The sequence below is a fragment of the Janthinobacterium sp. Ant5-2-1 genome, assembly GCF_001445815.1.
Taxonomy (GTDB): domain Bacteria; phylum Pseudomonadota; class Gammaproteobacteria; order Burkholderiales; family Burkholderiaceae_D; genus Janthinobacterium; species Janthinobacterium lividum_E.
Genome location: NZ_LNCE01000071.1, coordinates 73,636 through 95,301 on the forward strand (window position 1 = coordinate 73,636; position 21,666 = coordinate 95,301).

At 60.8% G+C, this 21,666-nt stretch carries 24 protein-coding genes; 6 read left to right on the forward strand and 18 right to left on the reverse strand.

What is annotated here, in order from left to right:
* Window positions 1-42: 42 nt before the first annotated feature.
* A complete protein-coding gene (locus ASN89_RS21825) occupies window positions 43-1,695 on the forward strand; it encodes a patatin-like phospholipase family protein (RefSeq protein ID WP_161911791.1) in 1,653 nt (550 codons plus the stop codon).
* 70 nt (window positions 1,696-1,765) lie between these two features.
* Here ASN89_RS21825 and ASN89_RS21830 read toward each other — a convergent pair whose 3' ends face one another.
* The 5 genes from ASN89_RS21830 to ASN89_RS21850 form a co-directional block, all read right to left on the reverse strand.
* On the reverse strand, window positions 1,766-1,984 hold the full coding sequence (locus tag ASN89_RS21830) for a hypothetical protein (RefSeq protein ID WP_034784905.1): 219 nt from the start codon (window positions 1,982-1,984) through the stop codon (window positions 1,766-1,768).
* Window positions 1,985-2,064: 80 nt separating this feature from the next.
* Complete coding sequence (locus ASN89_RS21835) at window positions 2,065-2,646, reverse strand: TerD family protein (RefSeq protein ID WP_046683378.1); 582 nt, start codon at window positions 2,644-2,646, stop codon at window positions 2,065-2,067.
* Window positions 2,647-2,685: 39 nt separating this feature from the next.
* Window positions 2,686-3,381 (reverse strand): TIGR00266 family protein, encoded by a 696-nt coding sequence (locus tag ASN89_RS21840; protein ID WP_058050737.1) that lies wholly within the window; start codon window positions 3,379-3,381, stop codon window positions 2,686-2,688.
* Window positions 3,382-3,451: 70 nt separating this feature from the next.
* Window positions 3,452-4,027 (reverse strand): TerD family protein, encoded by a 576-nt coding sequence (locus tag ASN89_RS21845; protein ID WP_034784897.1) that lies wholly within the window; start codon window positions 4,025-4,027, stop codon window positions 3,452-3,454.
* Between the two features lie 131 nt (window positions 4,028-4,158).
* A complete protein-coding gene (locus ASN89_RS21850) occupies window positions 4,159-5,238 on the reverse strand; it encodes a DUF475 domain-containing protein (protein ID WP_046683380.1) in 1,080 nt (359 codons plus the stop codon).
* Window positions 5,239-5,355: 117 nt separating this feature from the next.
* On the opposite strand from ASN89_RS21850, the gene nhaR reads away from it, so the two are divergent.
* The 3 genes from nhaR to ASN89_RS21865 all read left to right on the forward strand — a co-directional run bounded on the left by nhaR (window position 5,356) and on the right by ASN89_RS21865 (window position 9,178).
* Window positions 5,356-6,270, forward strand: coding sequence for a transcriptional activator NhaR (gene nhaR, locus ASN89_RS21855; protein ID WP_058050738.1), 915 nt, complete (start codon window positions 5,356-5,358; stop codon window positions 6,268-6,270).
* A 123-nt stretch (window positions 6,271-6,393) separates the two neighbouring features.
* Complete coding sequence (locus ASN89_RS21860) at window positions 6,394-7,728, forward strand: MFS transporter (RefSeq protein ID WP_138828921.1); 1,335 nt, start codon at window positions 6,394-6,396, stop codon at window positions 7,726-7,728.
* Window positions 7,729-7,837: 109 nt separating this feature from the next.
* Window positions 7,838-9,178 carry a hemolysin family protein gene (locus ASN89_RS21865; protein ID WP_046683517.1) on the forward strand — a complete coding sequence of 447 codons (1,341 nt, stop codon included), beginning with the start codon at window positions 7,838-7,840 and terminating at the stop codon, window positions 9,176-9,178.
* On the opposite strand, the gene ASN89_RS21870 is transcribed toward ASN89_RS21865, so the two are convergent.
* Genes ASN89_RS21870 through ASN89_RS21895 form a run of 6 tightly spaced genes read right to left on the reverse strand, consistent with a single transcriptional unit; the run spans window position 9,179 to window position 14,338 of the window.
* Window positions 9,179-10,255, reverse strand: a complete 1,077-nt coding sequence (locus tag ASN89_RS21870) for an AI-2E family transporter (protein WP_046683518.1) — start codon at window positions 10,253-10,255, stop codon at window positions 9,179-9,181.
* Between the two features lie 42 nt (window positions 10,256-10,297).
* Window positions 10,298-10,891 carry an SCO family protein gene (locus ASN89_RS21875; RefSeq protein WP_058050739.1) on the reverse strand — a complete coding sequence of 198 codons (594 nt, stop codon included), beginning with the start codon at window positions 10,889-10,891 and terminating at the stop codon, window positions 10,298-10,300.
* On the reverse strand, window positions 10,888-11,787 hold the full coding sequence (gene cyoE, locus ASN89_RS21880) for a heme o synthase (protein ID WP_046683383.1): 900 nt from the start codon (window positions 11,785-11,787) through the stop codon (window positions 10,888-10,890). The genes ASN89_RS21875 and cyoE overlap by 4 nt, the downstream gene beginning before the upstream one ends.
* Complete coding sequence (locus ASN89_RS21885; protein WP_058050778.1) at window positions 11,788-12,963, reverse strand: COX15/CtaA family protein; 1,176 nt, start codon at window positions 12,961-12,963, stop codon at window positions 11,788-11,790.
* 18 nt (window positions 12,964-12,981) lie between these two features.
* Window positions 12,982-13,611, reverse strand: a complete 630-nt coding sequence (locus ASN89_RS21890; protein WP_058050740.1) for an SCO family protein — start codon at window positions 13,609-13,611, stop codon at window positions 12,982-12,984.
* Window positions 13,592-14,338 (reverse strand): SURF1 family protein, encoded by a 747-nt coding sequence (locus tag ASN89_RS21895; protein ID WP_058050741.1) that lies wholly within the window; start codon window positions 14,336-14,338, stop codon window positions 13,592-13,594. Before ASN89_RS21895 ends, ASN89_RS21890 begins: the two co-directional genes overlap by 20 nt.
* Window positions 14,339-14,374: 36 nt before the next feature.
* Here ASN89_RS21895 and ASN89_RS21900 point away from each other — a divergent pair, with 36 nt between their 5' ends.
* Window positions 14,375-14,575 (forward strand): twin transmembrane helix small protein, encoded by a 201-nt coding sequence (locus ASN89_RS21900; RefSeq protein WP_046683386.1) that lies wholly within the window; start codon window positions 14,375-14,377, stop codon window positions 14,573-14,575.
* A 198-nt stretch (window positions 14,576-14,773) separates the two neighbouring features.
* Here ASN89_RS21900 and ASN89_RS21905 read toward each other — a convergent pair whose 3' ends face one another.
* The 7 genes from ASN89_RS21905 to ASN89_RS21930 form a co-directional block, all read right to left on the reverse strand.
* On the reverse strand, window positions 14,774-15,634 hold the full coding sequence (locus tag ASN89_RS21905; protein WP_058050742.1) for a cytochrome c oxidase subunit 3: 861 nt from the start codon (window positions 15,632-15,634) through the stop codon (window positions 14,774-14,776).
* A 40-nt stretch (window positions 15,635-15,674) separates the two neighbouring features.
* Window positions 15,675-15,881, reverse strand: a complete 207-nt coding sequence (locus ASN89_RS21910; RefSeq protein WP_034749002.1) for a DUF2970 domain-containing protein — start codon at window positions 15,879-15,881, stop codon at window positions 15,675-15,677.
* A 9-nt stretch (window positions 15,882-15,890) separates the two neighbouring features.
* Window positions 15,891-16,463 carry a cytochrome c oxidase assembly protein gene (locus tag ASN89_RS21915; protein WP_082654690.1) on the reverse strand — a complete coding sequence of 191 codons (573 nt, stop codon included), beginning with the start codon at window positions 16,461-16,463 and terminating at the stop codon, window positions 15,891-15,893.
* 1 nt (window position 16,464) lies between these two features.
* A complete protein-coding gene (locus tag ASN89_RS29560) occupies window positions 16,465-16,569 on the reverse strand; it encodes a cytochrome oxidase small assembly protein (RefSeq protein ID WP_211551746.1) in 105 nt (34 codons plus the stop codon).
* 51 nt (window positions 16,570-16,620) lie between these two features.
* Window positions 16,621-18,219 carry a cytochrome c oxidase subunit I gene (gene ctaD, locus ASN89_RS21920; protein ID WP_034749009.1) on the reverse strand — a complete coding sequence of 533 codons (1,599 nt, stop codon included), beginning with the start codon at window positions 18,217-18,219 and terminating at the stop codon, window positions 16,621-16,623.
* Window positions 18,220-18,232: 13 nt separating this feature from the next.
* Entirely contained in the window at window positions 18,233-19,441 is a 1,209-nt protein-coding gene (gene coxB, locus ASN89_RS21925) for a cytochrome c oxidase subunit II (protein ID WP_058050743.1), read from the reverse strand.
* Window positions 19,442-19,906: 465 nt separating this feature from the next.
* Window positions 19,907-20,830: a methyltransferase domain-containing protein gene (locus ASN89_RS21930; protein WP_034749015.1), complete on the reverse strand. Its 924-nt coding sequence runs from the start codon at window positions 20,828-20,830 to the stop codon at window positions 19,907-19,909.
* Window positions 20,831-20,887: 57 nt separating this feature from the next.
* On the opposite strand from ASN89_RS21930, the gene ASN89_RS21935 reads away from it, so the two are divergent.
* Window positions 20,888-21,649, forward strand: a complete 762-nt coding sequence (locus ASN89_RS21935; protein ID WP_058050744.1) for a ComF family protein — start codon at window positions 20,888-20,890, stop codon at window positions 21,647-21,649.
* Window positions 21,650-21,666 lie beyond the last annotated feature (17 nt).

Sequence of the window (21,666 nt, forward strand, 5' to 3'; positions counted from 1 at the left end):
TTTCCGTCCGTATCCCAACCAATGACTACGCACAGATCACGCATGAATCCACGCTTGTTTGCACCATGTATCCTCGTTGCGCTGCTGAGCGGCTGCACGGTACTCGCCCTGCGCCCCAACAGCGGCGTCGAAAACCGCATGTTCACCGTGCAGGAAGCCCCGCGCCTGCGCATCGACGCGCCCAAGGCGCGCATCCAGAATCCCATGCCCAACGACCACTTCATCGGCATCGCCCTGTCCGGCGGGGGCAGCCGCGCGGCCAATTTCTCGGCTGCCTCGCTGGAGCAGCTGGAGCAGTTCGGCCTCGTCAGCGGCGCCTCGGCCATCTCCGGCGTCTCGGGCGGCGCCATCGCGGGCGGCTACTATGCGCTGCATGGCAAGCAGACGGATTGGCCTTTGCTGCGCAGCAAGCTGAAAACGGATTTCTTCGGCCAGACCATTTTGAAACCGGCCAATCTGACGACGATGTTGTTGACGAACAAGACGCGTACCTCGTTCCTGTCCGACGTGTTTGACGATGTGCTGTACGACAAGAAAACCTACGAGGACTTGCCGCACGACGGCCCCATTTTCCTGGCCAATGCAACAGACGCCACCGATGGCGGCAAGCGCGTGGTATTTTCCTATGAGTATTTTTACGGCACCCTGCATTCGCCTATCCAGGATATCCGCCTGGCCACGGCCGTGGCCACCTCGGCCGCCTTTCCCGGCGTGTTCGATTCCGTCACCTTCGAGCGTTTCCGTCCGAAAAACACCTTCGTGCCGGAGCTCGGTTCCGAGTCGCGCGAATCGCCGTCGTACGTGCACCTGTTCGATGGCGGCGCGGCCGACAACCTAGGCGTGGAAACCCTGTGGGACGTGGCCTTGACGCAGCTGTACGGCAACGACATGGCCATCGTGCCGCCACGCCTGAACAGCAAGCCCTTCATCCTCATTTCCATCGACGCCAACGCGCCCAATTCCAGCGCCGTCTTCGAAAAGATGTCGGACGAGCGCCAGCCGCTGGACCGCATCTTCAACAAGAATATCTACGATGCCGTCGACGCCCTGTTTTCGCGCCAGCGCAAGGAAAATCTCGTCAAGATGGGTTTTGGGCAAGCCCGCTTCGATACCATCACGCATGAAAATTTTGGCGACCTGAGCCAAAAATTCGTCAAGGGCAAGCGCACCTCGGCCTTTGCCATCCCCGTGCTGTGCCGCCCCCACCTGGGCCAGTACCGCTGCGAAGTCGATGCGGCCGATCCCTTGCCGGGCCAGATCCGCACGCGGCTGGAAGGCTTTGCCTGGCATATTTCCATCGACCAGATCGCCTCGCTGGCGCTGCGCCTGTCCAGCGGCGATGCGCAAGTCGACGGTGCCCGCAAGGAAGAGCGCGCCGCCCTCGTCAAGCTGCAGCGCCTGGCCACGCAGACGAAAACCCATCTGAAGCTGACGGGCCCGGAAAATTGCAGTCCGGACGTTTTGCAATCGGCCCTGTACAGCGCCGCGCGCGTGCTGATCCTCGACGACGAGGAATCGCGCTTCGCCCTGTGCGATTACATGCTGACGGGCAAGCTGATCAATGACGACACCGTCTGCAAGCAGCGCTATGTGCACGCCGTGCCTCGCTTCGCCATCGAGAGTGAAGATTTGCAGTACCGCAACCTGAGTTCGGACGGCAATTCCGTGAACGTACCGATACGCTGCAAGAAGTAAGCGCGCACAAAAAAACCCGCACGATCGCTCGTGCGGGTTTTAGCGCAAGGATTCCAAGCGCCCGGCTGATTTAGATCAACCGACTACGCCTGCGCATGTAGCTGCGGCTTAACGCACCTTCCAGTTCCTGCTCCGTTTTATGCTGGTTCACCGTGTACAGGGCCCACAGGGCCGCCGGCGCCCAGCCGATCACAGTGCACTGCAAGATCAAGGCGGCGGCACCGGCCAGCGGGCGCCCCAGCATGAAAAACGTGAGACACGGAAGTAGCAAGGCTATCAGCAATCGCATCACGACATACTCTCCTTCAAAATAGAGCAGCGGACAAGGGCCGGTATCCGGTCCGTCCCCCGCCCGCTGCGTACTGCTCCTTATAGATGCACGGAGATTTGCGGCATCAAGTCGTCAAAGGTGCGACCGTTGCCGTTTTCTCCGATGGCGTGCATCTTCCATTCGCCGTTATGGCGGTACAGCTTGGCCATGATCTGTGCCGTGTGGCTACCTTGCACAGACAGGTTGAAACGCGCGACTTCCTGGTTATTGCTGGCATTCAAGATGCGGCAATAGGCGTTTTCCACCTGCGAGAAGTTCTGGCCAGTAAAGCTGTTGACGGTAAAGACGAGGCTTTTCACGTGCGCCGGCACTTTCGACAGATCGACATTGATCTGTTCGTCGTCGCCATCGCCCGCGCCCGTGCGGTTGTCGCCCGTGTGGACGATACTGCCGTCCTTGCTTTTCAGCTGGCGGAACCAGACGATGTCGGATGTGCTCTTGTTTTCATCGAACATGACGCACGACGCGTCCAGGTCGACGGCTTCCGTCTTCGAACCGAAACCGAGGAAACCCTTGGTCTTGGCCGCATCCCAGCCCAGGCCCATGGTGATACGGGTCAGGGTGGTACCAGCTTCTTTGTCCAGAGAAATCTTCTGGCCCTTGCTCAAATTGACAGACATACGCATAGCTCCTGTTTGCTTGGTTACATCAAATATTAGTTACGCCGGCTTGCTTTGGGTCCAGGCGAGGAAGGCCGCGCGGTTGCGCGAGCACACGAGGATTTTTCCCGTGCCTGAAAACTTCAGCACTACGCCCTCGCCGCTGGTCTGGCTGTTGATCAGGTTCCCCAGAAAGCCGCCGCTGCTGCCGGTCGTCATGGAAATTTCGTATTGCAGGCGGTTGTCCCAGCACACGACGTGCGAGTTATCGATCACCACGTCCTTGCCCGGCGTCACTTCCAGTATCGACATCGCGCCAAAACCGGACACCGCCAACTGGCCGCTGCCTGCCGTCTCGGTAATGAAAAAACCACCGCTCTGGGCAAACAGCGCATTGCCAAGGCTCTGCGTGCGCACCTTCAATTCCACGCCAGCACTGGCCGCCACGAAGGCGCCGTCGCTGATCATGTATTGCTGGGCGCCCACCTCGAGCACCCGCATCGCGCCAGGCAAGGTAGGCGACAGCAGACAGTCGCCGTCGCCCCGCATGGCTTCGATATGCTGCTGAAAGAACGATTCCCCGTTGGCAAAGGTGCGCATCAGCGCGGCGCCTATGCCGCCAGTCATCTTGCCTTTCAGCTCAAGATTGGTTTCCATCATCACCATCGCATTGGATTCGCAATAAATCTTCTCGCCCTTGGCAAGCGACACATGCAGGAACGGGTCGACGTCCCCGGTAATATTGAAAACTGGCATACCTGTTCCTTCCTCAACTCAGTAATGATGGGGGCGGTCCATACAGCGGACCGCCTTGACTGCTTACAACTTAAACACCGACACCAAAGGAGGCAGCCAGTGGGCCCAGACCGCCTTTATAACCCTGGCCGATGGCCTTGAATTTCCAATCGGCGCCATTGCGGTAGATTTCACCAAAGACCATCGCCGTTTCCGCCGAACCGTCTTCCGACAGGTCGAAGCGGGCGATTTCCGTGTTGCCGTTGGCATTCACGCAGCGTACGTACGCCTTCGATACCATACCAAAGTTTTGCTTGCGCGCTTCGGCATCGTGAATCGTCACGCAGACGGCGATCTTGTCGATCTCGGCTGGCACCGTGGCCAGGTCGACGATGACGGTTTCATCATCGCCATCGCCGGCGCCGGTGGTGTTGTCGCCCGAGTGGGTGACGGAACCGTCGCTCGATTTCAGGTTGTTGTAGAAAATCATGTCGACGTCGGCGCGAACCTTGCCGTCGGCCTTCAACAGGAACACGGAGCCGTCGATGTCGAACGCGGCGCCATCGGTGGCGCGGGCATCCCAGCCCAGGCCGATGATCATCTTCGAGATGCCGGGAGCTTCTTTGCTCAGGTTGACGTTGCCGCCTTTTTGCAGACTGATTGCCATGATGTGTTTCTCCTATGTGGGTTGTGTATCACCAAACACCTGGCGTCCTCCACCGGCCTGACTCCCCAGGCCGGCGGCGACGCTTGCTACAACTTGCCGGCAAACGGGTGTAGTCGTTTGCCGCGCATTCTTTACACTGCTGTTGCCTTGACCGCTTCCAGCGCTTCCGTCGGGCCTTCTTCAAGCGCCATCCTGCGCTTGTAGCGGATCGACGACCACAGCGAGGCGAGAATGAAGGCCACGCCGATCAGACCCGTGAAGATCTCGGGAATGTGGAACTTCATGCTGACCAACATGATCACGGCCAGGATACCGATCGCATAGTGCGCGCCGTGCTCCAGATAAACGAACTCGTCGAGCGTACCCTTGCGCACCAGGAACACCGTCATCGACCGCACGAACATCGCGCCGATAGCCAGGCCCAGCATGATGATCACGACATCCTTGGTGATGGCAAACGCGCCGATCACGCCGTCAAAGCTGAACGAAGCGTCGAGCACTTCCAGGTACAGGAAGCCGCCGATACCGCCACGCTTGACGATGTCGCCCACGTTGCCGTCGCCGTTATCGCCTTCCAGCAAGCCGCTGACCACATCGACGCCCACGTAGGTCAGGATGCCCCACAGGCCGGCCGTCAGGACCACCAGTTTCTGGCCTTCTTCGATCATCGACAGGCTGGCCATCAGGGTGCCCAGCGCGATCATCACGGAAATCGAGGATATCTTGCCCAGCGCGCCCAGTTTTTCTTCAATACGGCCCAGCCAGTGCGTTTCTTTTTCGTCGTCCAGCAGGAAGTTCAGGAACACCAGCAGCAGGAAGATGCCGCCGAAGGCCGCCACTTCCGCATGGTGGTTCGTCAGGTGCATCGAGTACTGTTCAGGATTGCTCAGTGCCAGATTCCATACTTCCATCAAGCCCAGGTCAGCCGCTTGCGCCACGATGACCAGCGGGAACACCAGACGCATACCGAACACGGCGATGATGATGCCGACGCCCAGGAACAGGCCCTGCCAGAACTTGTCCCAGTTCTTCAGCACCGAAGCATTGACCACCGCGTTGTCAAACGACAGCGAGACTTCCATCACGCCCAGGATCACCGCGATACCGAGCGCCGCCAGCATCGTCTGCACGCCACCGTGCGTGTAACCCCACCAGGCGGAAATGCCCAGGCAGATAAATGTCACTAAAAATGACACTCTGAAATGTTTCATCGATAGTTCCCCTTTATCCAAATTCAATGGAACGTAGTATAGGGATGTGTGACACATTTAAAAATAGAAGATAATGGAAGTATTACTTCGTAAAAACAGAAGATAGAGGATGCAGCGATGAAAACCACGGGCTTCAATTACCGCCATTTGTACTTCTTTTGGGTGGTCGCCAAGGAAGGCGGCGTGACGCGCGCGGCTGAACGGCTGGGACTGGCCGTGCAAACCATCAGCACCCAGCTGGCCCTGCTGGAAAAGGAGCTGGGCCGCTCGCTGCTGCAGCCGCAGGGACGGCGTTTGGTGCCGACGGAAGCGGGCCGCCTGGCGCTCGGCTATGCGGACCAGATTTTTCTCTTGGGCGAGCAGATGCAGGATGCGCTGGCCGATGCGGATGCGGAAAAGATGCGCCTGACGGTGGGCATTTCCGATTCCCTGCCGAAACTGATGGCGTATCGCATGCTCGACGCCACGCGCAGCCTGGACCAGCCCATCAAGCTCGTGTGCCTGGAAGACGAATTCGAATCCCTGCTGGCCGACCTGGCCCTGCACAAGCTGGACCTGGTCTTGACGGACCGTGCCGTACCGGCCGGCGCCAGCCTGCGCGTGTCCAGCCACCTGTGGGGAGAGAGCGCCATGAAGCTGTTCGGCATCCCCGCGCTGGCCGAACAGTACCGCGGCAATTTCCCGCACAGCCTGCACGGCGCACCGTTTCTACTGCCCGCGCGCAATAACGCCTTGCGCGGACGCATCGACGAATGGATGGTGCAGCAAGGCGTGCGTCCCGACGTGGTCGGCGAATTCGAGGACAACGCCATGCTCAACGCGTTTGGCCGCAAGGGCCTGGGCCTGTTCTTCGCCTCCGCCAGCCTGGCGGCCGATATCGAGGAACAATTCGGCGCCGTGCTGGTCGGCGACGCCTCGTCCCTGCGCGAACAGTTTTACGTCATCTCGAACGAGCGCAAGATCATGCACCCGGCGCTCGACGTGATCCTGGCGGCCATCCAGAGGACGACAAAGATTAACAAGGAAATCTGATAAATCCATTCGAAAATAACGTTTGAATAATCAATCAAAAGCGATTGTAATAAAGCCTGAGACAAACACGCGCCCAGCCCTCGCCGGAAGGGCGCGATTACCATAAAAAACAGGAGCGGCACCATGTCCATGGCAGGCAAGACGATCGATATTCCCGATCTCATCAATAACAACAAGATCGGCTCCTTCCAGATCGGCATGCTGATCCTGTGCGGGCTGTGCGTCATCATGGATGGCTTCGACGTGCAGGCGATGGGCTATGTGGCGCCCGCCATCATTGCCGACTGGCATGTGAGCAAGGCCAACCTGGGTCCCGTGTTTGGCGCGGGCCTGCTGGGCATGCTGGTCGGCTCGCTCGTGTTCAGCATCACGGCCGACAAGTTCGGCCGCCGCCCCGTGCTGATCGGCTCGACCATCTTCTTTTCCCTGTGCATGCTGGTCACGCCGCTGGCAACGACCATCGAGCAATTGCAACTGATCCGTTTCATCACGGGACTGGGCCTGGGCGCCGTGATGCCGAACGCCATGGCGCTGGCCGGCGAATACAGCCCCCTGCGCAAGAAAGTCACCCTGATGATGCTGGTCTCGTGCGGTTTTACCCTGGGCGCCGTGCTGGGCGGTTTATTGTCCGCCGCGCTGATTCCCGCCTTCGGCTGGCAATCCGTGTTTTACGTGGGCGGCGTGGTGCCGCTGGTCATCGGCGTACTGATGTTCTTCCTGCTGCCGGAATCGATGCAATTCCTCGTGCTCAAGAAACGCAAGCTGGATAAAGTGGCGCAATGGCTGAAACGCATCGATCCGACAGTGACCATCACGGCCGACACGCAATACGTCGTGCATGAGAAGGAACACAAGGGCGCGCCCGTGCTGCAATTGTTTACAGGCGGCCGCGCCAAGATGACGATACTGCTGTGGGTCATCAACTTCATGAACTTGCTGAACTTGTATTTCCTGTCGAACTGGCTGCCGACGATCGCCAAGGAAGCGGGCTTGTCGACGGCGAACGCCGTGCTGGCCGGCACGGCCCTGCAAGTGGGCGGCACCATCGGCACCCTCGTCATGGGCCAGCTGATCGACCGCTCCAGCTTCCGCCGCATCCTGCTGCCATGCTTCCTGGTCGCCGCCGTGGCCATTGCTCTGATCGGCCGTCCGGACGTGTCGCTGGCGTTCCTGTTCATCACGATCTTCATCGCCGGCTTTTGCGTGGTGGGCGGCCAGCCGGCCGTCAACGCCCTGGCGGCCAGCTACTATCCGACCACCTTGCGCTCGACGGGCATCGGCTGGAGCCTGGGCGTGGGCCGCATCGGTTCCATCATCGGCCCCGTGCTCGGTGGCGAGTTGATCCGCCTGAACTGGCCCAACAGCACGATTTTCCTCGTCGTCGCCATTCCCGCCATCGTCTCGGCCGTCATGGTCTTTGCCATGCGCGGCGGACCGCAAACGGCCGCCAAAGCGTAAGGCCAGCGTCCCCGCGCCCGTCCCTGGCGGGGTGGCGCGCGGCAAAATTAGGCTATGGCGCCCTTCGTCGTTTAAGATGACGTTTTACCAGCCCATCTTCAGCGCCCCCATGCACAATGTCTTGCTAGTCCTGCTCGCCCTCTTCCTGGTCGCGCTGAACGGTTTTTTTGTTGCCGCCGAATTTGGCATCGTCACATTGCGGCGCACGCGCATCCGCGCCATCGCCAAGACGCAGGGACTGCGGGGCCGCATCCTGGCCAAGGTGCATGGCCAGCTGGACGCCTACCTGTCCGCCTGCCAGCTGGGCATCACCCTCGCGTCGCTGGGCCTGGGCTGGGTCGGCGAACCGGCGTTCGCCGGCCTGCTCGAGCCGCTGTTCGGCGCCATCGGCGTCACCTCGCAAGAGCTGATCCATGGCGTCTCCTTCGTCGTCGCCTTCAGCGTGATTTCCTTCCTGCATATCGTCGTGGGCGAACTGGCGCCCAAATCGATGGCCATCCGCAACCCGGAAGCCGTCGGCCTGTGGAGCGCGATCCCCCTTTACGGCTTTTACTGGGCCATGTACCCGGCCATCTACCTGCTCAACGCCAGCGCCAACTGGGTGCTGCGCCTGGCGGGCCTGTCCGGCAAGGGCGGCCACGACGCCCATTATTCGTCCGAAGAACTGAAACTGATCCTGCGCACCAGCCAGCCCGGCGAGAAGTTTACGCGCGACGAACGCAACATCCTGGCCCAATCGCTCGATTTCGAACAGATGACGGTGTCGGACCTGATGCGCCCGATCAATGAAGTGATCGCCCTGCACGCGTCGAACACGCTGGAAGAAAACCTCGACACGGTGCTGCGCAACCGCTTCAGCCGCTACCCGTATTTCGACACAAATGAAGACGACGTGCTCGGCGTCGTGCACCTCAAGGATCTGTTCTTTGCCCAGCAAGCAGGCAAACCGATCACCTCGCTCACGCCGTTTTTGCGTCCCGTGGACATCATTTCCGCGCGCACGCCGGCATTGGAACTGTTCCGGCGCTTTCGCGACGGCGCGCCCCACTTCGCCCTGATCGGCGAAAAGGGCAAGCGCCCGCTGGGGTTCATTACCCTGGATAACTTGCTCGGCGCCATGGTCGGTGAAATCCGCGATGAATTCCGCCGCAATGAAAACGACTGGCTCAAGCAAAGCGACGGCACCCTGATCGGCAAGGCCAGCTTGCCCATCTTCTCGCTCGAACGCATCCTCGGCATCGATATCGAAAACGAGGAACTGGGGCTGGACGACGTGGAATCGGTGGGCGGCTTGATCATGGTCAAGCTCGGTGACATTCCGAAGCAGGGCCAGCGCATCACCTTTGTCGACTTCGACATCGTTGTCAAGAAGATGAACGGGCCCCGCATCGTGCTCATTAAAGTGATCCCGAAGCAGGAACGGGACCTGGACGCCGATTTAAGAGATTAATTACTTCTTGCTCGTCAGGGTATCTTTGCCCTGCGGCACGGTGGTCTCGCCCACCGTCCACGTTTGCAGCAAGCTGTACAGCACCGCCAGCAGGGTCGGACCGATAAAAATGCCGACGAAGCCGAAGGCCAGCACACCGCCCAGCACGCCGAGCAGCACCAACAGGAACGGCAGGCTGCTGCCGCGGCTGATCAGCATGGGTTTCACCACGTTATCCACGCCGCTGATCAGCAATCCCCCCCACACCAGCATGAAGATGCCCCAGCCCGTCTGGCCGTCATTGAAGAGCCAGATGGCGGCGCCACCCCAGATCAGGGGCGGGCCCACGGGGATCAGCGAAAAGATGAAGGTGGCCACGCCCAGCAGCGCCACAGCCGGCACGCCGGCGATCAAAAAGCCCACCACGGCCACCAGCGCTTGCGCCAGCGCCGTGCCCAGCAAGCCGTACATGACGCCGCGCACGGTGCGGCTGATGGTCAGGCCCACGCCCGGCGCGCTGTCGCCGATGATGCGGCCGGCGCCCGTCATCAGAGCGCGGCTCAGTTGCTGGCCGTCGCGGTAGAGAAAGAAGCTGACGAACACGGCCAGGCTGGTCTGCGCCAGGCCCGTACCCAGCAGGATGCCGCCGGAAGCGAGGAAGTGGCGCGCCGGCTCCAGCATGGTCTTGCCCAAATTGAGTAATTCCTCGCGGTCAGCGAGCAGGCGTTCCACGTAGCCAGCGATGGTTTCGCCCACCACGGGAATGCTGGCCAGCCAGGCCGGCGGATGCAGGCCGCCCGATTCCAGCGCGGCGCGCAACTGTTCATAGATGCGCGACACATTGTCGGCTAGGTTGTAGGTGACGAGGGCCAGCGGCAGCACGATGACGAGCAGCAGCGACAGGGTCATGATGGCGGCCGCCCAGTTGCGCCGTCCCTTCAGGCGTTCCAGCAGCAGCAGGTACAAAGGCCAGCTGGAAATGCCCACGCAGGCGGCAAACAGCATGGCGGCCAAGAAGGGCCGCAAGACGAAAAAGCAGCCGATCAACAAAAAGATGATGGCTGCCAGGCGGGCGTGCGGCTCGAAACGTTTGTCCATGTACTGCATATCCTGAAGATGGCGCCTGGGGGCGCGACCGGATCAGGATAGCAGAAGTTTAAGATCGTGCGCGATGGCGGCAGGCTTTTCGCCGTGGCGCACGAACAGGCGAATCTTGCCTTCGCGGTCGAACACATAGGTGCCGGCCGTGTGGTCGACCGTATAGCTGCTGTCCGTCTCGCCCTCGACCTTGGCGTAATACACCTTGAATTCCTTGGCCACCTTGGCCGTCGCGGCAGCGTCGCCATACAGGCCCACGAAGCGCTTGTCGAAGGCCGGCACATACTGCGCCAGCAATTCCTGCGTGTCGCGCTCGGGGTCGACGGTGACGAACAGCACTTGCACCTGGTCCGCCTGCGGGCCCATTTCCTGCATCACCTGGGCCATGTCGGCCATGGTGGTAGGGCACACGTCCGGGCATTGCGTGTAGCCGAAGAACATCAGCACCAGCTTGCCCTTGTAGTCGGCCAGGGTGCGCGGGTGGCCCGTGTGGTCCGTCAGCGCGAACTCGCGCGCGTAGCCGAGGCCCGTCACGTCCGTGTTCTTGAAGGCCAGCTTGGTCGCGGCAGGCTTGCCGCAGCCGGCCAGGACGGCGACCAGCGCGGCCGCCAACAACAGGGTCAGGTATTTTTTCATGTGCCGAGAGGAATGTAGTGGTCGACCAGCAAGGCCGCGAACAGCAATGCCAGGTAGATGATGGAAAACGTAAAAGCCTTGCGCGCGATCAAGTCCGTGTAGTGGCGGTACATCTTCCACGCGTAATACAGGAAGCCGGCGTTGAGCACCACGGCCGAAGCCAGATAGATCAGGCCGCTCATGCGCACGGCGTACGGCAGCAAGGTGGTGGCGGCAAGCGCGATCGAGTACAGCCAGACGTGAAATTGCGTGAATTGCATGCCGTGCGTGACGGGCAGCATGGGCAGGCCCGAGCGCGCATAATCGTCGCGCCGGTACATGGCCAGGGCCCAGAAGTGCGGCGGCGTCCACACGAAAATGATCAGGACCAGCAGCCACGCCTGCATCGGCACGTCGTTGGCGACGGCGGCCCAGCCCAGCGCGGGCGGCATGGCGCCGGACAGGCCGCCGATGACGATGTTTTGCGGCGTAGCGGGTTTCAGCACCATGGTGTAGATCAGGGCATAGCCGACAAAGGTGACAAAGGTCAGCCACATGGTCAGCGGATTGACGAGGTGATACAGAATCGCCATGCCCAGGCCACCGATCACCAGCGCGAACACCACCGTCTGCTTCACCGTGATGTCGCCCATGGCCATCGGACGGCGCGCCGTGCGGGCCATGCGCGCATCAATCTCGCGCTCGGCCAGGCAATTGACGGCAAACGCGGCGCCGGCCAGCAGCCAGATACCGACGGTGCCGAACACCACCGCGTGCCAGTCGGGCAACTCCTCGCTGGCCAGGAACATGCCGATGACGGCGCAAAACACGGCCAGTTGCGTCACGCGAGGCTTGGTCAGCGCCCAATACTGGGCGATGCGGGGGGATGGTTTACGGCTGATGGTCTGAGTAGTCATTTATGCGATACGGGAAGGACTGGCTGGTGCCGAGGGCACTGGCGCGGAGGCGCAAGCGCGCTTAACATTGCGCGCAACATCGAGTTGGAATTTAGCCTTGTAGTTTAACATGGTCAGCAATAACACGAGCAGCGCCGCCCCGCCGTTATGCATGACGGCAATCGACAATGGCCAGCTCAGGTAGATGGTCGCCAGGCCCGTTGCCGCCTGCAGGGCCAGCACCAGCGCAACCCAGCGGGCCGTGCCGCGCAAGGACGGCAGCTTCCATGCGCGAAACACCGTATAGCCGATGCCGGCGAGCACGATGAAGGCGAAATTGCGGTGTACCCAGTGGATGGCCGTCAGCGCGGAAAACGGCAAGTAATGGCCGGCGGCCGTCTTGCCCAGCTCGCGCCACAGATGGAAGCCATGCTCGAAATCCATCTCCGGAATCACCTTGCCGCCGCACAGGGGGAAATCCGTGCAGGCCAGGGTGGCGTAGTTGGTGCTCACCCAGCCGCCCAGCGCGATCTGCACCGTCAACAGCACCAGCGAAAAGATGGCCAGCGCACGCACGGGACGCAGCACGGCAGCGTCCGCATCGGCGCGCAGCAAGGGTTTCACGGCATGATCCTGGCGCCCGCCCAGCCATGTGAGCATGGCCAGCAAGCCCATGCCCAGCAGCAAGTGGATGGTGACGATCACGGGCTGCAGTTTCAGGGTGACGGTCCAGGCGCCGAACGCACCTTGCAGGCAGACGAACAAAAACAGCGCCGTCGGCAGCGCGGGCGCGAATTCCGCGCGGCGGCTTTTCTTCCACTGGCGCCACGCCTGCACCATCATCGCCACGATCAGCACGCCTATGGCCATGGCCAGGTAGCGGTGCGTCATTTCGATCCACGCTTTCACCACCGTCACGGGCCCCGTCGGCATCAGCGTTTCCGCCGCGACGATATGCTCGTGCGCAAGGAAAGGATTTGCCGAGCCATAGCAGCCGGGCCAGTCCGGGCAGCCCAGGCCGGAATCGGACAGGCGCGTAAAGCCGCCAAACATGATCAGGTCGACCGTCAAAAAGACGGCGATCCACACGAGCTTGCGGTATTTATTGGCGTCCGCGGACACCCAGACCATGGTCAGCGGCAGCAGCGCCACCAGCAGACCCGTCAAGCCCAGCTGGGCCAGCGCGGAGAGATGCATCGTCGGCATGCAGACTCCTCAACCGATCGCCGAAGCTTTGAGCAGCTTGGCGATGTCTTTCTTGATCTTGTTCGGGTCCGCGTCTTTCGGGAAGCGCATCATCAGATTGCCCAGCGGATCGATCAAATACAAATGGTCGCTGGTCTTGCCGCCCGGCTCCACGGGCAGCCAGGCTTTCAAGGCGTCGCCATTGACGCGCAACATGCTGGTGCCATCGAATTCGCGCATCACGAGCGTATCGAGCGGCTGGGCATCCGTCACCAGCCAGACCCGTTCCAGGCGCTCGCGTTCCTTGCCCTGCATGAGACGCAGTTGTTGCATGTCAAACAATTGCTTCTTGCATGCTTCCTGGCAATCGGATGGCCCCGTCTGCAGCAGCACCCACTTGCCCTTGAATTGCGCCAGCGGCGACGCCTTGCCGTCCAGTTCCGTCACGTGCAATTGTTCTTCGGGAATCGGATGCAAACGCGGGTCGATCAGGGCGCCGTAATTATTGCGGCCCGTGGGTTTGATGATGTAGTACGTGAAATACGAGGCGATGATGGGAAACGCGCACACGGCCACGACGGCCAGCAGTTTCCAGCGTCCCGTATTTTGTGCCTGTTTATTGGCGCTGTCTTGCGTTGCTTCAGGGTTGTTTGTTTGCACGTCGAAATCCTGTAAAGACAAAAAATAAAAAAGCCATCAGTGCCAGTGCGTACCACTGGAAGGCATAGCCGCGGTGCTTGTCCGCGCCCAGGTCGGGCGCCGGCCAGTCGCGCACGGGAAGCTGGCTGGACGCAGGCGCCGTTGCTCCGTCGACTGTTTGTTCGAGAATGAAAGGCTGCAAGACCAGGCCGCTGGCCTGTGCCAGCTGGCCGATATCGGCATTTTGCACGATGGCGTGCGGCGCCAGGGCCGGCGCCGTGCCCAGTTCCATCACATGGCCCGCGTTCAGGCGCGCGATGCCGGAAATCGTCACCGTGCCCGTGGGCGTGGCGTAATCGGGAATGCGCGTGCGCTCGGCATTGTTGCGCGGCAACCAGCCCTGTGCCACCAGCACGTGCATCTGGGAACCGTCGATCTGGAATGGCGTGAGCACGTGAAAGCCGGCCTGGCCCTTGTAGGGACGATTGTCCAGGTACACCGTCCAGGCGGGCACGAAATGGCCCGTGACGGTAACGCGGCGATATTCGATCACTTGCGCGTCGGTCGGCAGCATCGGCGCGGCCGTCAATGCCAGGGGCGCGGCCTGGTTGCCCGCGGCGAGTCTGGCGGCGCGGGCGACTTTTTCATCGCCTCGGCGCTGCTGCCATTGCGCCAGCGACACGCCCAGGGCTACCAGTAGCAGCATTACAACAAATGGAATCCATCTAAAATGGAAGCGGATACGCATTACAATGAAACCTCCTCAAGCCTGGCGCTACCATCCATGAAAATCCTCGTTGCCATCGCCTTCATCCTGATCCTGGGCAGCCTGGGCTCGGCCCTGTTCTTCCTCATGCGCGACAAGGGCAAGAGCAACCGCACCGTGCAGGCGCTGGCCCTGCGCGTGGGCTTGTCGATCACCCTGTTTTTGCTGATCCTGCTGGCGCATCATCTGGGCTATATCCAGCCCACGGGAATACATTAAATGCTGGGGTCAGACCCGCGGGGGAATGCATCTCAATGGGGCGGATTCCGATCCCGCAGGGACTGACCCCGGTGCTAACGACGTTGCTTGGTTAGCAAAATTCTTAAACTAAGAAAAAAGCCGTACCCAGGATGTCCCGGTACGGCTTTTTTTTATGGTGCCGGCGCACGCTTCAAGTACGCGCGCCCTGCCCCGCCATTATAACCAATACACGACCACGTACAGGCCCAGCCAGACGACGTCGACAAAGTGCCAGTACCAGGCGGCGCCTTCGAAGCCGAAGTGGTGTTCGGGCGTGAAGTGGCCTTTCAGCACGCGGTACAGGATGACGGACAGCATGATGGCGCCCAGGGTCACGTGGAAGCCGTGGAAACCCGTCAGCATGAAGAAGGTGGCGCCGTAGATGCCGGACGTCAATTTCAAGTTCAGTTCGCTGTAGGCGTGCATGTATTCGTAGACCTGGAAGCCCATGAAGATGGCGCCCAGCAAGATCGTGGCGAACAGGAACAGGGCCGTCATGCCGCGGTGGCCGGCGCGCAGCGCGTGGTGCGAGATGGTCAACGTGACACCCGACAGCAGCAGCAAAGCCGTATTGATGGTTGGAATCCAGAACGGCGTCATGGTGGTGAATTCCTGCACCGTGCCGGCCGGGCCCGTATTGCCCCACTGGGCGGCGAAATCGGGCCAGATCACCTTGTGGTCGAGGTCGGCCAGCCATGGCATCGAGATGCTGCGCGCATAGAACAGGGCGCCAAAGAAGGCGGCGAAGAACATGACTTCCGAAAAGATGAACCAGCTCATGCTCCAGCGGAAAGAGTGGTCGATGCGCTCGCTGTACAGGCCCTGTTCCGATTCGCTGATGGCGTCGCCGAACCAGAAATACAGCACCAGCAAGATGCCGGCGATGCCCAGGTAATTCACGTACGGGCCCCAGAAGACGTCGTTGACCCAGGCCGAGGCGCCGATCATGGTCAGCAGCAGACTGGCGCCGCCCAGCATGGGCCAGCGCGACGGGCCGGGCACGAAATAATAAGGTACGGCGGCGTGGTTGGAACTCATCATCATCTCCTCAAAAACTTATAGGGTGGTTTTTTATAATTTATAAAACGACGAATTTAACAATTGAAATCAGGATGCCGATCAGGCAAGCCACCACCAGGAAGCCGGCGATGACGATGTGCACGGGATTGAGCTTGGCCGAATCCGTGTCGAAATCGCTCTTGCGGCGCAAGCCCGTGAACGACCACACGACGGCCCGCAGCGAATACAGGAACGACGCTTTTTCCGGCTGCTTGGATTCGCCCATGCCACTCTCCTATTGGACGGCCGGCGTCTGAGCCTGGCTCAGACCGGCGATCTCGAAAAACGTGTACGACAGGGTGATGGTCTTCACCTCTTTCGGCAGGGCCGGATCGAGGAAGAACACCACTGGCATCTGCCGCGCTTCATTGGCCTTCAAGGTCTGCTGCTTAAAGCAGAAGCACTCGACCTTCTTGAAATGCGGCGTGGCGCTTTGCGGCGCATAGCTGGGGATGGCTTGCGCGTTGACGACGCGGTTTTGCGTGTTGACCACTTCATACATGACGGTCACCAGTTCGCCCGGATGCACCTGCATGCTCGACACGGTGGGGCGGAAGCGCCATGGCCCCTGCGCATTGCCGTCGAACTCGACGGTGATGCTGCGCGTCGTGTCGACCTGCGTATTGTTGTCGTAAGCTACCGTGCCATCTTTTTGCGTCAGCACGTTGATGCCCATCACTTCGCAAATCTGCTTGTAGACCGGGATCAGGGCATAGCCAAAGCCGAACATCAGCACGGCAATGACGAGCAGCTTGCCCAGCATCTTGCGGTTCAGGCCGCGTGTTTCCTGTTGGTGGGGCGTCGTCACGTCAGAGCCACATGCGCTTGACGAACACGGACAGGAAGAAGAAGGCCGCCAGGGCCCCCAGTATCAGCCCGGTACGCAGGTTGTTCGGTTTTTTACGTTCGGTCATGACAGGCACTTTATTCAAGACGGGCCGCGCAACACGCCGGCCCGGGATACCTTATTTCACTGTCGGCGGCGTTTCAAACGTGTGGAATGGCGCCGGGCTCGGCACGGTCCATTCCAGGCCTTCCGCGCCTTCCCAAGGTTTCGCCGGCGCAGCCTTGCCGCCGCGGATGGTCGGCAAGACCACGAAGAACAGGAAGTACACCTGCATCAGGCCGAAACCGAAGCCGCCGATCGAGGCGATCATGTTGAAGTCCGTGAACTGCGCCGGATAGTCGGCGTAGCGGCGCGGCATGCCGGCCAGGCCCAGGAAGTGCATCGGGAAGAAGGTCACGTTGAAGGTGATCAGGGACAGCCAGAAGTGGATCTTGCCGCGCGTCTCGTTGTACATGTGGCCCGTCCATTTCGGCGACCAGTAGTAGAAGCCGGCGAACAGGGCAAACAGCGAACCGGCCACCAGCACATAGTGGAAATGCGCCACCACATAATAGGTATCCTGCAGCTGGATGTCGATCGGCGTGACGGCCAGGATCAGGCCCGTGAAGCCGCCCATGGTAAACACGAAGATGAAGCCGACCGAGAACAGCATCGGCGTCTCGAACGTCATGGAACCCTTCCACATCGTGGCGATCCAGTTGAACACTTTCACGCCCGTCGGCACGGCGATCAGCATGGTCGCGTACATGAAGAACAGCTGGCTGGTCACCGGCATGCCGGTGGTAAACATGTGGTGCGCCCAGACGATGAAGGACAGGATCGCGATCGAGGCCGTCGCGTACACCATCGAGGCGTAGCCGAACAAAGGCTTGCGGGCAAACGCAGGCAGGATCTGCGAGACGATGCCGAAGGCCGGCAGAATCATGATGTAGACCTCTGGGTGGCCGAAGAACCAGAAGATGTGCTGGTACATGACGGGGTCGCCGCCGCCGGCCGCATTAAAGAAGGAGGTGCCGAAATGGCGGTCCGTCAGGGTCATGGTGATGGCGCCAGCCAGCACGGGCATGACGGCGATCAGCAGATACGCGGTAATGAGCCAGGTCCAGCAGAACATCGGCATTTTCATCAGGGTCATGCCCGGCGCGCGCATGTTCAGGATGGTGACGATGATGTTGATCGAACCCATGATGGACGAGGCGCCCATCAGGTGCATGGCGAAAATGGCCATGTCCATGCCAGGGCCCATCTGCGTCGACAGCGGCGCATACAGGGTCCAGCCGGCAGCCGTGGCGCCGCCCGGCACGAGGAAGGACGTGGCCAGCAGCAGCGCGGCCGGCGGCAGCAGCCAGAACGAGAAGTTGTTCATGCGGGCAAACGCCATGTCGGACGCGCCCACTTGCAGCGGGATCATCCAGTTGGCGTAGCCGACGAAGGCCGGCATGATGGCGCCAAACACCATCACCAGGCCGTGCATGGTGGTCAGCTGGTTGAAAAATTCAGGGTGGAAAAATTGCAGGCCTGGATGAAACAGTTCCGTACGGATCATCAGGGCCAGCACGCCGCCCGACAGCAGCATGATGAACGAGAACCACAGATACAGGGTACCGATATCCTTGTGGTTGGTGGCAAACAGCCAGCGGCGGTAGCCAGTCGGGTGGTCGTGGGCATGGTCGTGGTCGTGACCGGCGTGGTCCAAGGTGCTCGTGCTAGTACTCATATGCGGCTCCTAATTACTTGCGTGCAGCCACGATTTCGGCTGGTTGAACGATGTTCTCTGCGGCCTTGTTCGACCAGGAATTGCGCGTGTAAGTGATCACTGCGGCAATTTCCGTGTCGGACAGCTGTTTCCAGGCTGGCATTTCAGCGGGATACTTGCCGCTCTTTTGCCCGTTCAGCAAGACGTGGATCTGGTCCGCTTTCGGACCGTTCACCACGGCCGATCCGTCCAGCGGCGCAAACGCACCTGGCACGCCCTTGCCTGTCGCCTGGTGGCAGACCACGCAGTTGGCCGCATACACTTTCTCGCCCTTGACTTTCAATTCGTCGATGGTCCACACCTTGCTAGGATCATCAGCCAATGCCGCCATTTCCTTTTGTTTTACATCAACCCAGGCCTTGTAGTCATCGGCTGATACGACCTTGACGACGATGGGCATGAACGCGTGTTCCTTGCCGCACAGCTCGGCGCAATTGCCGCGGAAGGTGCCGATATGGTCAGCCTTGAACCAGGTGTCGCGCACGAAACCGGGAATCGCATCCTGCTTGACGCCAAAGGCGGGCACGGACCAGGCGTGGATGACGTCGTTGGCTGTCAGCACCACTCGGATCTTCTTGTTGACCGGCACGACGACTTCGTTATCGACTTCGATCAGGTAGTTTTCGCCCCGTTTTTCCGTCGGCGGCGCGCCTGGCGCACCCACTTGCGAGCGCGGCGTGGCCAGGTTGGAGAGGAAGGAAATGCCTTCGCCCTCGCCTTTCAGGTAGTCATAGCCCCATTTCCACTGCATGCCCGTGGCCTTGATGGTGATGTCGGCGTTCGAGGTATCCTTCATGCCGACGACGGTGCGCGTGGCAGGCAGGGCCATGCCGATGACGATCAGGAAAGGCACGACGGTCCAGGCGATCTCGACGGTGGTGCTTTCGTGAAAAGTGGCCGGTTTGTGGCCGAGGGACTTGCGGTGCTTGAAGATGGAATAAAACATGACGCCGAACACAGCCACGAAGATCACCAGGCAGATGATCATCATCAGGGTGTGCAAATCGTAGATTTCATGGGCGATCTGTGTCGCCGGCGGTTGCAGATTCATTTCGAACGGCACGGGACCGCCGGTGCCGGGATAGGTGCCGGCAGCCGGTGCCGCCGTGGCCCATCGCCCGATGCCAAACGCTGTCAAAGACAGCCCGAGCAGCAACGATTGAAGTCGCTTTGCATGTGTCATGTTTTCCCCAACCACCCAAAAATAATGATATTTTAAACGGCTGCGGACTTCTCCGTACTGGACCGCTGCCGCTCCTCCATGAAAGCAACACGGCCAGAATACGGCCATGTGCGTCAAGCACCAGCGAATTCCATGCTGGCTGCCGACGCTAAAACGCTGACGGACAACCATGCTGGAACCCTGTTTTTCTTCCCCACATCGAAATGGCCTCGTGTGGAAGATGGTTACTATACTAATGCAGTAACTTCGAATTCGTCTTGCTTTGTTTTTTTTATTTTGTATGCAGCCCTTGTTTTTTCTACTTAACAAGCTGACAAACAATCAACGATTATAATCAAGTAAACTTGAATCCATCAAGCAATAATCGGCTTTGTGCGCGCCCTTCTCCCGGCCGCCGCGCGCTTTGCAACGCTTGTTGCAACATCCATGCGCAGATGGCGACCAAGTGTCGGTTTCTTTGCCCTTTTATTTGGGTTTGCGCGGCAGGTCGAAACGGATGATGGCTTCCCCGTTGCGCGTCACGCGCGGCGCGGGACGGAAGGCGTGGCCATAGATCACCTCGAAACTCAGGCCCAGCTTGCCATCGGGGCGGCGCGTTTTTTCCAGCGCGGCCAGCATGCGCTGCCAGGCCGCCTTGCCCATCAGGCCGCGCCGGCGCGTGGTCAGCGGGTTGCCGCCAAAGGCGCGCACGTCCGCCAGCAGTTTTTCCGCCGTATCGTAGGTCACCGTGATGATCTCCATGTCCAGCACGGGCGTGGAAAAGCCCGTTTCGACCAGCATGTCGCCAAAGTCGTGCATGTCGACAAAGGGCAAGGCATGCGGATACAAGTCCGCCTCGGCAAAGGCGTCGCGCACTTCGCGGAAGGTGTCCGGACCGAAACAGGAAAACATCAGCAAGCCATCGAGGCGCAGCGCGCGCCGCCATTCGGCAAACACGCGATCGGGCTGGGCATGCCAGTGCAGCGCCAGGTTCGACCACACGAGGTCGATGCTGCCCTGCGCCAGCGGCAAGTCGCCGAGGTCGCCGCACAGCAAATCCACGCCCGCCTTGGCCGGCAAGAGTTTGCTGAGGAACTGGTTCAGGCTGGCCAGTTTCGACGCGGGTGCGCGCGCCGCCTGCATCATCGCTTGCGCTGCATCGAGACCGATAATCTGCGCGGCGGGATAATCCTTTTGCAGCTGCGCCAGGTCCGCGCCCGGACCGCAGCCGGCGTCAAGCACACGGTGCGGCGTGATTTTCACCAGCTCCAGGCGCTCGTGCATGCGTGCCGACACTTCGCGGCGCAGGAAATCCGATGGCGCGACGCGCGCCGGACGGGAAAAGAAATCGCGTACTTGCACCGCATCGATGGGCGCACTCATTTTGGGCGGACTGGTGGGAACTGGCATGTTGAATCGGGTGAGGTGAGATAATGTCGGCAGTGTACATGGAACGACGCCATCGCGATGCGGACCGCCACCCGGCACCGTCTTGATGCCGCGTGGCAGGCGCTGCGGCTGTGGCTGGGCGCCACGGTGCTGCCGGCCCAGTGCGCGCTGTGCGGCATGGGCTGCCCGCAAGTGCTGTGTTCGCCCTGCCGCGCGCAGTACTTGGGGCAAGGACGCGGGCAACTGCGCCACCGCTGCCGCCAGTGCGCCAATCCGCTCGACGATGTGGCAACACTGTGCGGACGCTGTTTGCGCCAGCGGCCCGCGTATGACGCCACGATCACGGCGTTTGACTATGCGGCGCCCGTCGACCAGTTGCTGCTGCAGCTGAAATTCGGCGCGCGCCTGGTGCTGGCGCCCCTGTTGGCAGAACTGCTGCACGTTGCCATTCAGCAACAACCAGAGTGGGAAGCGCCGCAGCTGCTGTGCCCCGTGCCCTTGGGCCCGGCCCGGCTGGCCGAGCGGGGCTTTAACCAGGCGCTGGAAATTGCCCGCCCGCTGGCGCGCCTGATGGACGTAGCTTTACAGCCCCGCCTGGCGCTGCGGGTGCGCGAAACCCGCGCGCAAAGCGGCGTGGCGCCACAGGAGCGGCAAGCCAACCTGGCGCACGCGTTCGCCATCGCGCCCGAACACGTGTCGTTATTACAAGGGCGCCATATCGGCATCGTCGACGACGTGATGAGCAGCGGCCATACCGTCAACGCCCTGGCCGCCGCCTGCAAGAGCGCGGGCGCGGCCAGGGTCAGCATATTAGTGGTGGCGCGCACGCCGCCACGCTAGCATCACTTATATAAGGA

Bases quoted from the DNA above. Each gene is read 5' to 3' on its own strand.
- ASN89_RS21830 (WP_034784905.1), bottom strand. From the start codon at position 1,984: ATGCGATTGCTGATAGCCTTGCTACTTCCGTGTCTCACGTTTTTCATG.
- ASN89_RS21835 (WP_046683378.1), bottom strand. From the start codon at position 2,646: ATGTCTGTCAATTTGAGCAAGGGCCAGAAGATTTCTCTGGACAAAGAA.
- ASN89_RS21850 (WP_046683380.1), bottom strand. From the start codon at position 5,238: ATGAAACATTTCAGAGTGTCATTTTTAGTGACATTTATCTGCCTGGGC.
- ASN89_RS21865 (WP_046683517.1), top strand. From the start codon at position 7,838: ATGCACAATGTCTTGCTAGTCCTGCTCGCCCTCTTCCTGGTCGCGCTG.
- nhaR (WP_058050738.1), top strand. From the start codon at position 5,356: ATGAAAACCACGGGCTTCAATTACCGCCATTTGTACTTCTTTTGGGTG.
- ASN89_RS21905 (WP_058050742.1), bottom strand. From the start codon at position 15,634: ATGAGTTCCAACCACGCCGCCGTACCTTATTATTTCGTGCCCGGCCCG.
- ASN89_RS21840 (WP_058050737.1), bottom strand. From the start codon at position 3,381: ATGCCAGTTTTCAATATTACCGGGGACGTCGACCCGTTCCTGCATGTG.
- ASN89_RS21930 (WP_034749015.1), bottom strand. From the start codon at position 20,830: ATGCCAGTTCCCACCAGTCCGCCCAAAATGAGTGCGCCCATCGATGCG.
- ctaD (WP_034749009.1), bottom strand. From the start codon at position 18,219: ATGAGTACTAGCACGAGCACCTTGGACCACGCCGGTCACGACCACGAC.
- ASN89_RS29560 (WP_211551746.1), bottom strand. From the start codon at position 16,569: ATGACCGAACGTAAAAAACCGAACAACCTGCGTACCGGGCTGATACTG.
- coxB (WP_058050743.1), bottom strand. From the start codon at position 19,441: ATGACACATGCAAAGCGACTTCAATCGTTGCTGCTCGGGCTGTCTTTG.
- ASN89_RS21870 (WP_046683518.1), bottom strand. From the start codon at position 10,255: ATGGACAAACGTTTCGAGCCGCACGCCCGCCTGGCAGCCATCATCTTT.
- ASN89_RS21910 (WP_034749002.1), bottom strand. From the start codon at position 15,881: ATGGGCGAATCCAAGCAGCCGGAAAAAGCGTCGTTCCTGTATTCGCTG.
- ASN89_RS21900 (WP_046683386.1), top strand. From the start codon at position 14,375: ATGAAAATCCTCGTTGCCATCGCCTTCATCCTGATCCTGGGCAGCCTG.
- ASN89_RS21875 (WP_058050739.1), bottom strand. From the start codon at position 10,891: ATGAAAAAATACCTGACCCTGTTGTTGGCGGCCGCGCTGGTCGCCGTC.
- ASN89_RS21885 (WP_058050778.1), bottom strand. From the start codon at position 12,963: ATGCATCTCTCCGCGCTGGCCCAGCTGGGCTTGACGGGTCTGCTGGTG.
- ASN89_RS21895 (WP_058050741.1), bottom strand. From the start codon at position 14,338: ATGCGTATCCGCTTCCATTTTAGATGGATTCCATTTGTTGTAATGCTG.
- ASN89_RS21845 (WP_034784897.1), bottom strand. From the start codon at position 4,027: ATGGCAATCAGTCTGCAAAAAGGCGGCAACGTCAACCTGAGCAAAGAA.
- ASN89_RS21825 (WP_161911791.1), top strand. From the start codon at position 43: ATGAATCCACGCTTGTTTGCACCATGTATCCTCGTTGCGCTGCTGAGC.
- ASN89_RS21860 (WP_138828921.1), top strand. From the start codon at position 6,394: ATGTCCATGGCAGGCAAGACGATCGATATTCCCGATCTCATCAATAAC.
- ASN89_RS21935 (WP_058050744.1), top strand. From the start codon at position 20,888: ATGCGGACCGCCACCCGGCACCGTCTTGATGCCGCGTGGCAGGCGCTG.
- cyoE (WP_046683383.1), bottom strand. From the start codon at position 11,787: ATGACTACTCAGACCATCAGCCGTAAACCATCCCCCCGCATCGCCCAG.